Raw genomic sequence first — 13039 nt, forward strand, 5'->3', positions numbered from 1 at the left:
GAAGAAGTTTGTGAAAGAGATTGCTGCAGTCATAAAAGAACAATTTAAGCATGCGGGAATTATATTCCGGATGTCTCGCTATGAGGATAAGGCTACTTATCAGAGCCATTATTTGGGATTAGCTTGGCAAATATTAAATCCTGCGATTCAAATCGGTATTTATTATTTGGTTTTCGGATTAGGAGTGAACGGGAATAGGAAAGTTGATGGCGTTCCTTTTATTATCTGGATGCTGATTGGGATCACTGCTTGGTTTTATATTAATGCATCTGTACTAGGCGCTTCTAATAGTATTCACCGACAAGTTGGAATGGTAGCAAAGATGAAGTTTCCAGTAAGTATTTTACCATCGATCAATATTATAAGTAATTTGTCATCCTACATTCCTATGGTGGCAATCGTGGTAGGTTCGTTATTCATAGCAGGTGTAACACCAAGTATCTATTGGTTACAATTTATTTATTACTTTCTTGCGATGGTCATATTCCTATTTGCTTTTGGTCTATTGAATGCGACCATAACAGTACTGATACGTGACTATCATATATTTCTACAGTCTGTTTTGAGATTATTATTTTATGTTTCTGGTCCGATTTGGGATATTAATAACCGAAACATGCCTGTTTGGTTGATCAAGATTCTTCGCTTGAACCCTTTTTACTATCTAATCGAAGGATTTCGTGATGCTTTTCTTTCCCGTGCATGGGTTTGGGAAAAAACAACTTATACACTTATCTTCTGGTGTCTAACTTTGATGCTTCTTATTTTAGGAAGCCATCTGCATATGAAGTTTCGTGCTCGTTTTGTGGATTATATTTAAAAAAGTGACTATTTGCGGTGCACTCTCTAGCTTAGAGGGTGCACCTTATTTTTGTTTTATTTTTGTTTATTTCAAAGAAGTTACGGAAGGATTAAATATGAAGTTGATGCATGATAGCGATTGCTGAAAGATGCGTTTTGTGGGAAAATTTATTTGATGAGTGAATTTTTATTGGTGAGGTGTAAGATGCGGAGATATCAAAAGGTAATTTTAAGTATTTTAATCGTGTTAGTGGTTGGAATCATTGGAGTAACGATCTACGGGATGCAGGTTTATCAAGAGACAAATGCCACGTTTAATCAAATCTCTCACGCTGTTGATCGGAAAACAGACAAACGAGAGGAAGCGATCAGCATTGAAGATCGAGATCCGTTTTCCATTTTGCTGATGGGAATCGACACTGGGGCATTAGGTCGAACCGAGCAAGGTCGCTCGGATAGTATGATGGTGGTGACGGTCAATCCTGAAAAAAAACAGTCAACGATCATTAGCCTTGATCGTGATATTTACACACAAATCGTTGGTTACAATACGATCGATAAGCTGAATCATGCCTATGCTTTCGGTGGGGAGGCTATGGCCATGGACTCTGTTGAAAATCTCTTGGACATTCCTATCGATCACTATGTGACGATCAATATGCAAGGGATGCGGGATCTGATCGATGCAGTTGGAGGTATCGAGGTGACAAATGCTATCGATTTTACTTTAGAAGGTGTTCATGTCCCTGAAGGGCGAATCACCTTAGATGGGAAAACAGGTTTGGCTTATGCAAGGATGCGCAAACAAGATCCGGAAGGGGATATCGGACGCCAAAGACGGCAAAGAGAAGTGGTTACGAAAATTCTTCAAAAAGTTATGAGTCTGGATGGCATCAGTAATTACCAAAAGATTCTCAAAGCGGTTGAAAAGAATTCGAAGACGGATCTTACGTGGAATGATATGATGGACATCGGTACCAATTATATTCCTGCTTTTACGACCATCAAACAAGAGCAACTCCAAGGAGAAGGGCAACTGATTGGTGGAGTGTATTATCAGTTATTGGGGACAAATCAGTTGTTGCATACGCAAAATTTGTTAAAGGAGCAGTTGCAGCTTCCGACGAACGAGGGTTTGACCCAAGGCGATGAATATACTAACGGATCGCCTAATTATCAGGTATACGACGACAGTTTGACCTTCTCAGAAGAAAATTCAACAACTGGGGAGTAGCTAGTATCTTTAGAAGCCTAAAAAAGCAGGGTGACCGAAAGTCCTCCTGCTTTTAGTTTTCCACAAAAGTACCAGGAGGAATCTTGTTTCACGAGATCATCAAATGAAAAAACATAAGAAAGCTTAAAAAAACAATTTTTTCATGAAAGAATGAAAATGAAACAATCAAACTGTGAAACATTTACTCGGAATCACGCCAATTTTTATAGTTTTTTCTAAGGATTAATGGATATTTTTTATTTTTTCTGTTTCGAATCGAATTTTTTGGTAAAATAGGACAGTAGTCATTATAGATTGGAAGGATAGATGAGATGAAGAATTTGAAAGATAAAGTTGTCCAAGGGATACGCAAGGGGCCGGAAGAACCAAAGGCTAAATCGTATCGCAAATCTCATGTTCCATTTCGATTGAACTTTTTGTTTTTTATTATTTTTGCTTTGTTTGTATCTTTGATCGTTCAATTAGGCTATCTACAGATCGTCAATGGCGACAATATTGAGCAGCAGTTGAAAGCTTCATCTGTAGTGGAAGTCAAAGGAAGCGCCCCACGGGGAATGATCTATGACGCTTCTGGAAAAGCGCTGGTGGAAAATCAAGCCAATGCGGCAATCACATTTACCCGCGGAAACAAAATGACCGCTCAAGATCTGTTAGAAACGGCCAAAAAATTGAGCGAGTTGATCGAAGTTCCTGTGGACAAAAATTTGTCTGATCGAGATCTTAAGGATTTTTGGCTGGCAGATGAAGACAATCTTGAAGCAGCAACTGACCGATTGAGTGATGAAGAGCGTTCTTTAGGTACTTCTGAACAATATGCGGCAACCGTTGAGAAAGTGACAGAAGATGAAATCAATTTTTCTGATGCAGAATTAGAAGCAGCCACGATTTTTAAGCGGATGAATAGCGCCCAATCTTTGAGTACGGTCTTTATTAAGACGTCGGATGTGTCTGACCGTGAATTAGCTATTGTTGCTGAAAACATGGTCGATTTACCGGGAATCTCCACCGGTACCGATTGGACACGAAAGATCGTTGAAGGAAGTTCTCTGGCTAGTTTGATCGGAACGGTGACTAGTGAAGAACAAGGAATTCCTGAAGAAGTTCTAGACGAATTTTTAGAAAAAGGCTATGCTCGTAATGACCGTGTTGGACGCAGCTATTTAGAGCAGCAGTATGAAGAAGTCTTACAAGGTACAAAATCCATTTCTGAGATCTCTCTTGATAACAATAATAATATTGAAAGTCAAAAAGAAACCTTTGCTGGAGCAAAAGGGGACAACCTTGTTCTAACATTGGATGCTGAGTTTCAGGCGAAAGTTGACAAAATTTTGCAAGACAATTTCCAAAAACTGATTGATTCTGGCGCAGCTGAATATTCTCCGGGGGTATACGCAGTGGCGTTAAATCCAAAAACCGGCGGCGTTTTGTCAATGTCTGGTTATCATCATGACACAGGTTCAAATGAATTGCAGGAAAATGCCATTGGTACCTTCATTAATTCCTTTGTACCAGGGTCCGTTGTCAAAGCAGGGACTTTGGCTGCCGGCTGGGAAAATGGGGTCTTAAACGGCAATGAAGTGCTGTTGGATCAACCAATCAGAATTGGCTCCGATGTCAAAGCCTCAATTTTCAATCCAACTGGGGCAAATAATCGTAACCTTTCTGCGGAGCAGGCGTTGGAAGTTTCTTCTAACTCCTATATGATGCAAGTCGCTTTACGTTTGATGGGCATCAATTATCAGTCAGGTATCTCAATTCCAACAGTGGATCGTCAAGGGGATGTCTATGAAAAACTACGTTCGTCTTTTGCCTCTTTTGGTATGGGAACTGAAACTGGGATCGATTTACCGGGAGAAGCGACTGGTATCAGCACATCGATCGATAACATGGACCCGGTCAGTGATGGTGGGAAGATCCTTGACTTGGCATTTGGTCAGTTTGATACCTATACGACGTTGCAACTGGCACAATATGCAGCAACCGTTGCTAATGGTGGCAAAAGATTGCAGCCTCACATCGTTGACGGCATTTACGGCAATGATGAAACTGGCGGTCTTGGCTCACTGATTGAAGAGATCGAACCAACGGTATTGAATGAAGTTGGTTTAACGGATGCTCAAATGCAAATTATTCAAAATGGGTTTTATGATGCAGTTCATGGAACGGATGCGTGGGCAACTGCCAAAGGCTTGGCCTCTGCAAAAATGGAAGTGTCCGCTAAAACAGGGACTGCCGAGACACCGATCGTGGATAGTAACGGTAACACCGTCAGCTTAGTAAACTTGAATATCGTGGCATACGGACCTAGCAGCGATGCGGATATTGCCATCGCGATCGTAATGCCTCAATTAAAAGGCGACACAGATACCCATCCAAATATTCAAATCGCCAAAGAAATCATGGATGCTTACTACGACCTATATATGAAATAAGCATAAAAAATCGCAGTGAAGACTGCGGTTTTTTTGTTTTATAAGAAAACTGATAGAAAACCAACATTTAGTGAGAAAGACTTGCTATTTTTGAATGATTGGCTTAGAATACTAGCGGTCAAGAGATAATTTTGATTTGCACGTTAAATAAAAAGATAAACTGATGATAAAAGGGGTAAAAAACGTAATTATGAACAAGGAATGTTTAAGTAAACAAGAGTTAATGAAACAGTTGGGACAATTTACACCAGCTGAAAAAAAGGAGATTCGGGATTATTTGCAACGGAAAAATCCATTGCTTTTCCGAAAATTTGAACGAATGAAACATGATCTTTACCGCTTGGAATCACGACGTGTCCAATGCGAGATTGAAAATAACGAAAAGGAGTTAGGTCTTCTAAACGACAAGATCCTTTTAAAAAAAGAAGATTTTCTTGAGCTGTTATTAGCAATTCGAAAGAAAAGAGGGTAATGGATGGAATTTATTGAACTCGTCATTATCATTGCAATTCTTGTCACATTATCAAATGTGGCGAGCAAAATATTGCCCTCGGTACCGATCTTTTTTATTCAAATTATTTTAGGAATTTTATTAGGTCTTACAGAGATGGGCCAAGAGATCGCCTTTGAGCCAGAAATGTTCTTAGTAATGATCATTGGTCCATTGCTATTTCGTGAAGGGGAGCGGGCAGACGTTCCGGAAATCTTAAAAAACAGCAAGATCGTGCTATTTTTGGCTTTTGGTGGCGTGTTAATGACATTATTTGCCGTCGGGGGAACACTCCATTGGCTAATGCCGACGATACCTCTGGCTGCTTGCTTCGCTTTTGGTGCTGCGTTAGGACCAACTGATGCAGTGGCAGTCTCTTCATTAGCAAAACGTTTGAAAATTTCCAAAAATATTATGCATATTCTGGAAGGCGAGGGCTTACTGAATGATGCTTCGGGGGTTACCGCATTACAGTTTGCTATCGTGGCTTTGACCACCGGGAGTTTTTCAGCAGCCAACGCAGGTTTCCAACTCCTTTTCTCTAGTATCGGCGGCGGGCTTATCGGTTACTTGATTGTGTGGCTGAAACGCCGGATTTTACGTTTTATTGAAAAAATCTCGGCACAAGATGTCACAGTATACTTATTGATTGAACTGCTCTTGCCATTTGCTGCCTATTTGCTGGCAGAAATGATCGGAGTCTCAGGGATTATCGCAGCAGTTGTGGCAGGTGTAGCCCAAGCCCAAAGAAAACGGCGAATCTCGTTGTTTGATGCAGAGTTGGCGAACATTTCGGAAAGCACGTGGTCGACCATAGTCTTTACATTGAACGCATTAGTGTTTCTCTTTCTAGGGATCGAGTTGTCACAAGTCTTCTCACCGATCTGGGAAAGCAAAAACTATGCAAACTGGCATCTAGTTATCACGATTTTAGTCGTCACAGCGGTGATTTTCCTCGTTCGTTTTCTCTTTTTACTATTTTATTATTGGTTCTTACAGTCAAAAAAACAAGTGTCTATGAATCAAGTCGCCTTGTTGACCTTTGGTGGCGTCAAGGGAACAGTCAGTTTGGCAGCCATCTTTATTTTACCGGTGATGGTGCATGAGACACCGTTTCAGGAACGGAGCTTGCTCTTGTTTTTGACCGCCTGTGTGATTTTGCTGACGTTGATCATCAGCGTGATGGTCTTGCCTTATTTGGCAGATGGTGAAGCTGCCGAAAGTGTCGACTTCAATCACTTGCTGATCTTAGAAGACGTCATCGAACAATTGGAAGCAGAAGAAAAACAAGAGCTTTCTGATAAAGGTCGCTTAGCGATTGATGCTGTCATCAATTCCTATGAAAATCGCCGTTGGGAATTGTATCGCAATAGTTTGACAGATTCAGAAAAACAAGAAATCCAAGAAATTCAAGGGTTGATCTTGTCGATCGAACAAGATGGCTTGGATGAAGCCTATCGAAATGGGAAAGTCAGTCTAAATGGCTATCGTTTTTATTCACGGTTTATTTCTCAGCAACAGCATTCCCTCGCAAAACAAATTCTCTCATTCTTTAGTTTTTGGCTCTTCTTTATTCAGCGCTTTATTCGTGTATTGATCCATCCTCGTTTGTTTTTACAGCGACGGCAGCAACTGAAAGATGCCTTGAAACAACGAGACATTTCTGAAGTACAAAAAATCTACTTAAAAAACAGCGAATACATTTTTCACAGTTTGAGCAATTTAGAAGATGTCTATGATTCCTCGCTGATCAATTTCTTTATTCGTCAACGAGAAATGAGCATCAAACGGTTTGAACATAGCAATTTCATTGAAACGATCATGATCGAGCAAGAGCCGATTTTTGTCAAGAAAGTCCTTTGGGGCTATTATCTCGAGCGCAAGACGATCGATGAATATGAAGTGGCTGAAAAAATATCGACGATTTCTGCAAATGAATATCGACGCAATGTCAATCTGTTAGAATCGTATGCGATGTCTCGAGCGGAAGAACAGCCGAAACAGCGGATGTTCCGCCGATAATATGTCTCAAAAGGTGCATGAATTGATGCACGTTTTATGGAGTGTCTTCGTCAGGTTATTCCCCGTAGGTGATCAACATGGATCATCCAAGGGAATAAACTGACGAAGGCATTCTTTTTTACAAAAATTGAATTTTTTCTCTCATCGTCTCCGTTGATGAAATGTGGTACAATGAGCGAAGAAAAAACTCAGGAGGGATTCTGTGAAAGAATTAAAAGTAAGTGAATTAACCAAAACTTACGGTGAAAAAACACTGTTTGATCAGCTTTCTTTTCTGATACATGAAAAAGATCGAATCGGTTTGATCGGTGTCAATGGCACGGGAAAATCGAGTTTGTTACGGATCTTAGCCGGTTTGGATCGCGGAGATGGCGATCGCCAAACGGTATTTGCCGCGCAAGATTATCGCATCGGTTTCTTGGCTCAAGACAATCAGTTACAAGAAGAATTATCTGTTGTAGATGCTGTTTTTCAAGGCACCAGTCCGCTGATTCGCGTTGTTCGTGACTATGAAAAAGCGCTGATTGCTCTAGAAAATAATGGTATGGATCAACAAACGCAACGGAATTATCAGTTGGCTGAAGAAGCGATGAATAAAGCCGATGCTTGGAATACAGATACAACTGCCAAGATTATTTTACAAAAGCTTGGGATCAGTGAGTTAGAGAAAAAGGTCAGTGAGTTATCTGGAGGTCAAAAGAAACGAGTGGCTATGGCTCAAGTATTGATCGATGAACCAGACCTGTTGTTATTGGATGAACCGACTAACCACTTAGATTATGATGCGATCCAATGGTTGGAAGGCTATTTAAAGAATTATCGGGGTGCGTTACTGATGGTGACCCACGATCGCTACTTTTTGGATCGAGTCGTTAATCGGATTTTTGAATTGTCCTTTGGCAAGTTGCATGAATATCAAGGCAATTACGAGACGTATCTTCATGCTCGAGCAGAACGAGAACGTGTGGAGGAGACGCAAGAAGACAAGCGCAAGCAGTTGTACAAACATGAGTTGGCTTGGATTCGTACTGGAGCAAAAGCCCGTACAACGAAGCAACAGGCCCGGATCGATCGTTTCGATGATTTAAAAGAAAACCTACATCAAGTAAAACGGAACGGCGAAGTGGCCATTGATGTTGCTACGACACGCTTAGGTAAACAGGTCCTAGAACTAAAAGATGCGAGTTTCCAGATTGAAAACAAAACGATTTTGTCACACTTTGATTTGTTGATTCAATCAAGAGAACGCTTAGGGATCACAGGAGAAAACGGTGCGGGTAAATCAACGTTGCTCAATATTTTAGCTGGTCGCCTGCCTTTAGAAGAAGGGGAGCGCACGATGGGCGTGACGGTGAAAATGGCTTATTATACGCAAACGATTGAAGCGATGAACCCTGATCAGCGAATGATTGCTTATTTGCAAGAAGCAGCCGAGGAAGTGCAAAAAGTGGACGGCTCCCAAGCCAGTGTCGCAGAAATGCTGGAACAGTTTTTGTTTCCGCGATCCATGCATGGCACCAAGATCGGCAAGCTGTCTGGTGGGGAAAAACGACGCCTATTTTTACTCAAGCTATTGATTGGACAGCCAAATGTTCTCTTGTTAGATGAACCGACCAACGATTTGGATATTGATACCTTGACGATTTTGGAAAGTTATTTGGAAACATTTCCAGGTGCAGTGATCACTGTTTCCCATGACCGCTACTTTTTAGATAAAGTTGCCCAAAAATTGCTGATCTTCGAAGGAGACGGCCGGATTAAGTCCTACTTTGGTTCCATTAATGAGTACCTAGCAGCCAATACCAATAAAGCTAGCTCGAGTGTACTAGAGCCAAAAGAAACAAAAACCGATTCCCTTTCTGCTGAAAGTGAGGAGACTGCTGCAGCGCCTATCAAAAAGAAACTGAGTTATATGGAACAAAAAGAGTGGGCGACGATTGAAGATGATATTGCGGCATTAGAAGAAAAAGCAGCCGCTTTAACTGAAGAAATGAATCATCAAGGTGCGGACTTTACGAAGCTCCAAAAATTACAGCAAGAAATCAGCGAGGTTGAAACGCAACTGGCAGAAAAAATGGATCGTTGGGAATATTTGAGCGAATTTGTCTAGAGTAAAGGAGAAAAACGATGGAACAAGCATATTTAGAGCTAGGAAAAAAGATTTTAACAGAAGGCAATGATAAAAGCGACCGTACAGGAACGGGAACGCGCAGTGTCTTTGGTCACCAAATGCGTTTTGACCTGTCCCAAGGCTTTCCATTGTTGACAACCAAGAGAGTTCCTTTTGGTTTGATCAAAAGTGAATTATTATGGTTTCTAAAAGGAGATACCAACATTCGTTATCTGCTAGAGCATAATAACCACATTTGGGATGAATGGGCGTTTGAACGCTATATTAAAAGTGATGCTTACACAGGTCCTGATATGACGGATTTTGGTCGCCGTTCCTTAGTGGATGAAGCTTTCAATGAACAGTACCAACATGAGTTGAAACAGTTTTGTGAAAAAATCTTATCTGATGACACTTTCGCTGAAACTTTCGGCGATTTGGGTCATGTTTATGGGTACCAATGGCGGCATTGGGAAAAAAGTACGGGTGGGTTTATCGATCAAATCAAAGAAGTGATCGACATGATCAAAACAACGCCAGACTCTCGTCGTTTGATCGTCTCTGCTTGGAATCCAGAAGATGTACCGACGATGGCGTTGCCGCCTTGTCACACAATGTTTCAATTTTATGTTCATAATGGGCGCTTAAGCTGTCAGTTGTATCAACGCAGTGCCGATGTCTTTTTAGGTGTTCCCTTCAATATTGCTAGTTATGCGCTATTGACGCACCTGATTGCTCATGAAACTGGACTAGAAGTTGGAGATTTTGTCCATACATTAGGCGATGCTCATCTTTATAGCAATCATATGGAACAAATGAAAGAACAATTGACTCGTACAGTGCGTCCTGCGCCAACCTTACAGTTAAATCCTGAAAAACAATCGATCTTCGATTTTGAAATGGAAGATATTACGCTGGTTGGGTATGATCCGCATCCAACGATCAAAGCACCGATTGCAGTTTAAGTGGTTGTTTGGTTTCATTTCATAAAGAAAGGAATGAGGCGTAATGGAAAATACCCACAAACGAGGCTTTGCGGCGACCTTTCATCAGAGACATACTGGATCGATTCATGCAGTGCTCATTGAGCAAGTCATTGATTTCTTGGATCAGCACTATGATGCAGTTTGGCTATCCGTATCCGAAGAAACGGTGCCGGAGCTAAAAGAAGCCATTCGTTCAAATCAGCAGTGTACTGCCATTTTTATACCAGCAAAAGGAGCGGCAGATGCCCGCAGAAGGCTTGTTTTTGCTGCACAGCATAACCTACCAATGCTGGATTCATTGCATATTTGTGATTTTGATCGCGTAGTGACGTGGATCGAGACGTATCCAGAAGAACTTGTGGCAATAAGCAAACAGCCGTTACCAGAGAATACGTATTGTATCCTAGGACGAACTGCAAGGGCATTTGCGAGTCATCCGCAAACGTGGCAAAGAACGGAGTGCTTGATCAACGAGATCGCCGCCGACTTTTTTCAAATAGAAGAAATTGATGTCGCAGCTGGCAGTGCTCTCTTTCCGATCTCCCTGATACCGACCTTGCTGAAAAACAACGACGCGCGTTTAAACGATGGAGAATGGCCAAGAAATGTCCAAAGAAGTGGCGGCACAATTGTTTACCAAGCCTGTGATGGCTTGCGCTTTGATGAGCGCAACAAAGATCCATTCGAGCATGAATCGGCTTTTCAGCTGATGCAGCGACTGCAAGTCGCTGCGGATATTTCTGAATCATTTTATACAGAAGGGATGTAATATTTATGTTGATCGCACTTTGGGCACAAGATCAAAAGGGGTTGATCGGAGCGGATGGCACACTGCCGTGGCATTTGCCGAATGATTTGAAATTTTTTAAAGAGCAAACCATCAATAATACGATCATTATGGGGCGCAAAACCTTTGAAGGCATGGGAAAAAGATTGTTGCCACAACGGACGACGATCGTTTTGACAAGTGATCGAGATTATCAAGCCGACGGTGCCTTGGTGATGCATGACCGTGAGGAAATTTTGACGTATGTGAAGCAGCAAGAGCATCCTGTTTTTTTAACTGGTGGAGCGGGTGTTTTTGAAGCGATGATTGACGATTGCGATCAATTGTACCGTACAGTGATCGGTGCGGAATTTAACGGAGATGTGTATTTTCCCGAGATTGATTGGACGCAATGGAAACTTGATCATGTGATCGATGGGATCGTCGATGAAAAAAACCATTATCCTCATCGATTCGAGTTTTATCATAAAAAATAAAAGATCAGGAACCTTTCTCTAATGAAGGTTCCCTGATCTTTTATTTAATCGCGCTTACTGTTTAAGTATAAAACAAGACGGAGAAGTACATTAGTCCAGCACCTAACATAACGAATAAGTGCCAAACCACATGCATGAATCGAACGGATTTTAAACTATAGAATAGCGCACCTACAGTATAAGAAACACCACCGCTTGCTAGTAAAAATGTTCCCCAATAGCCTAAATGCTCGATCAGAGGTTTAAAGGCAATTACACAAAGCCAGCCCATGATGATGTAGATCAGGGTGGAGATTTTAGAGACGGTCTCTTTTTTATGAAGAGTCAGTGACTTATAAACGATGCCGCTAATTGCTAGTAGCCAAATCAAGATGAAGAGTGACCAGCCAAGCCAGCCTTGGATACTAAGCAAACAAAAAGGAGTATAGCTTCCAGCGATCAGCAAGAAAATGGAGGCATGATCGAAGACTTGGAAGACTTTTTTTGCCTTGGTAAAAATCAAACTATGAAATAAGGTAGAAAAGAGGAAGAGCAAAATCATCATGGACCCATATATGGCATAGGAAACGATGTGGATAGGTGACCCTAGATTTGCCCCCTTGATTAAGAGAATGACCAGTCCTGCGATACTCAGTCCTAATCCGATCCCGTGGGTTACTGCATTTAATACTTCATTGACGATCAAATATCTGCGACTAAACTTCATGTGCTGCATTCGGCACCGTCCTTTCGAATCGAAATTAGATGAAAAAAAATTTTCTCTCTGTTATACTTAGTATAAATGGTCTGTGGTTATTTTACCATGAAAAAAGACTTGATTTAAAGAGAGAGTGAATATATGATGGCAAATCTTAAAATTGTGACAGATTCTTCCAGTACGATGGAACCAAGTGTCCGTGATGCTTTGGCTATCCATGTTGTGCCTTTATCTGTAATGATTGATGGTGTCGTTTATCCAGATGATGAAACGCTACCGGGAGAAAAATTTATGCAAATGATGGCGCAAGCCAAAGAATTACCTAAAACTAGCCAGCCGCCGATCGGTCATTTTGTAGAATTATATGATGAATTAGGCAAAGATGGCAGTGAAATTTTATCGATCCATATGACCAAAGGCCTGAGCGGAACCGTGGAAGCGGCTCGTCAAGCCAGTCATTTATCAAAAACCAAAGTCACGGTGATCGATAGCGACACGACAGATCAAGCGCTGGCTTTTCAAGTGATTCGGGCAGCTGAATTGGCTAAAGCCGGTAAGACACTAGAAGAAGTGTTACCTGAAGTGGATTTGGTGCGTGAGCATACGAAATTATTTATCGGCGTTTCAACGTTAGAAAACTTAGTAAAAGGCGGTCGTATCAGTCGTGCCAAAGGTCTTTTATCGAGTTTGCTGAACATGAAAGTGATCATGGATTTTGATCATTCAGAACTGATTCCAGTCGTCAAAGGACGCGGTGTCAAGACGTTTAATAAATGGTTTGAGGAATTAAAAGCAGAATTGAAGAATATGCCTAAAGTGACGAAAATTGGTATTTCTCATGCTGAAGGATTAGAAATCACGGAACGTTTCCAAAAAGAACTAGCAGAACTGTTTCCTGACTTGGAGATCCCATTGCTTCACACAACACCGATCATCGCCACTCACACTGGCAAAGGTGCTTTTGCGATTACTTACAGTACGGAATAAAAAGGATGTTTCTTTCA

The 13039-nt window shown here is 41.3% G+C and carries 11 protein-coding genes; 10 read left to right on the forward strand and 1 reads right to left on the reverse strand.

The window, feature by feature from the left end:
- Positions 1–10 precede the first annotated feature (10 nt).
- The 9 genes from IGI78_RS06035 to IGI78_RS06075 all read left to right on the forward strand — a co-directional run bounded on the left by IGI78_RS06035 (position 11) and on the right by IGI78_RS06075 (position 11338).
- Complete coding sequence (locus IGI78_RS06035) at positions 11–820, forward strand: ABC transporter permease (RefSeq protein WP_015510020.1); 810 nt, start codon at positions 11–13, stop codon at positions 818–820.
- 186 nt (positions 821–1006) lie between these two features.
- Positions 1007–2035 carry an LCP family protein gene (locus IGI78_RS06040; protein WP_195265726.1) on the forward strand — a complete coding sequence of 343 codons (1029 nt, stop codon included), beginning with the start codon at positions 1007–1009 and terminating at the stop codon, positions 2033–2035.
- Between the two features lie 311 nt (positions 2036–2346).
- Positions 2347–4467, forward strand: coding sequence for a peptidoglycan D,D-transpeptidase FtsI family protein (locus IGI78_RS06045; protein ID WP_195265728.1), 2121 nt, complete (start codon positions 2347–2349; stop codon positions 4465–4467).
- A 190-nt stretch (positions 4468–4657) separates the two neighbouring features.
- Positions 4658–4939: a hypothetical protein gene (locus tag IGI78_RS06050; RefSeq protein ID WP_008379625.1), complete on the forward strand. Its 282-nt coding sequence runs from the start codon at positions 4658–4660 to the stop codon at positions 4937–4939.
- Positions 4940–4942: 3 nt separating this feature from the next.
- On the forward strand, positions 4943–6979 hold the full coding sequence (locus IGI78_RS06055) for a cation:proton antiporter (RefSeq protein WP_081119165.1): 2037 nt from the start codon (positions 4943–4945) through the stop codon (positions 6977–6979).
- 202 nt (positions 6980–7181) lie between these two features.
- On the forward strand, positions 7182–9089 hold the full coding sequence (locus tag IGI78_RS06060) for an ABC-F family ATP-binding cassette domain-containing protein (protein ID WP_288362174.1): 1908 nt from the start codon (positions 7182–7184) through the stop codon (positions 9087–9089).
- A gap of 17 nt (positions 9090–9106) precedes the next feature.
- A complete protein-coding gene (locus IGI78_RS06065; RefSeq protein WP_195265732.1) occupies positions 9107–10054 on the forward strand; it encodes a thymidylate synthase in 948 nt (315 codons plus the stop codon).
- Between the two features lie 43 nt (positions 10055–10097).
- On the forward strand, positions 10098–10844 hold the full coding sequence (locus tag IGI78_RS06070; RefSeq protein WP_195265734.1) for a hypothetical protein: 747 nt from the start codon (positions 10098–10100) through the stop codon (positions 10842–10844).
- 5 nt (positions 10845–10849) lie between these two features.
- A complete protein-coding gene (locus tag IGI78_RS06075) occupies positions 10850–11338 on the forward strand; it encodes a dihydrofolate reductase (protein WP_195265736.1) in 489 nt (162 codons plus the stop codon).
- A gap of 61 nt (positions 11339–11399) precedes the next feature.
- Here IGI78_RS06075 and trhA read toward each other — a convergent pair whose 3' ends face one another.
- The gene (gene trhA, locus IGI78_RS06080) at positions 11400–12053 is read right to left on the reverse strand and encodes a PAQR family membrane homeostasis protein TrhA (protein ID WP_081119160.1); all 654 of its coding nucleotides are present in this window, start codon (positions 12051–12053) and stop codon (positions 11400–11402) included.
- A 126-nt stretch (positions 12054–12179) separates the two neighbouring features.
- On the opposite strand from trhA, the gene IGI78_RS06085 reads away from it, so the two are divergent.
- Positions 12180–13022: a DegV family protein gene (locus IGI78_RS06085; protein ID WP_195265738.1), complete on the forward strand. Its 843-nt coding sequence runs from the start codon at positions 12180–12182 to the stop codon at positions 13020–13022.
- The last annotated feature ends 17 nt before the right edge of the window (positions 13023–13039 follow it).

This window comes from Enterococcus sp. DIV1767 (assembly GCF_050542585.1).
Taxonomy (GTDB): Bacteria; Bacillota; Bacilli; order Lactobacillales; family Enterococcaceae; genus Enterococcus_D; species Enterococcus_D innesii.

Coding starts and splice junctions, on each gene's coding strand:
- IGI78_RS06040 (WP_195265726.1), top strand. CDS start 1,007: ATGCGGAGATATCAAAAGGTAATTTTAAGTATTTTAATCGTGTTAGTG.
- IGI78_RS06045 (WP_195265728.1), top strand. CDS start 2,347: ATGAAGAATTTGAAAGATAAAGTTGTCCAAGGGATACGCAAGGGGCCG.
- IGI78_RS06050 (WP_008379625.1), top strand. CDS start 4,658: ATGAACAAGGAATGTTTAAGTAAACAAGAGTTAATGAAACAGTTGGGA.
- IGI78_RS06055 (WP_081119165.1), top strand. CDS start 4,943: ATGGAATTTATTGAACTCGTCATTATCATTGCAATTCTTGTCACATTA.
- IGI78_RS06065 (WP_195265732.1), top strand. CDS start 9,107: ATGGAACAAGCATATTTAGAGCTAGGAAAAAAGATTTTAACAGAAGGC.
- IGI78_RS06070 (WP_195265734.1), top strand. CDS start 10,098: ATGGAAAATACCCACAAACGAGGCTTTGCGGCGACCTTTCATCAGAGA.
- IGI78_RS06075 (WP_195265736.1), top strand. CDS start 10,850: ATGTTGATCGCACTTTGGGCACAAGATCAAAAGGGGTTGATCGGAGCG.
- trhA (WP_081119160.1), bottom strand. CDS start 12,053: ATGCAGCACATGAAGTTTAGTCGCAGATATTTGATCGTCAATGAAGTA.
- IGI78_RS06085 (WP_195265738.1), top strand. CDS start 12,180: ATGGCAAATCTTAAAATTGTGACAGATTCTTCCAGTACGATGGAACCA.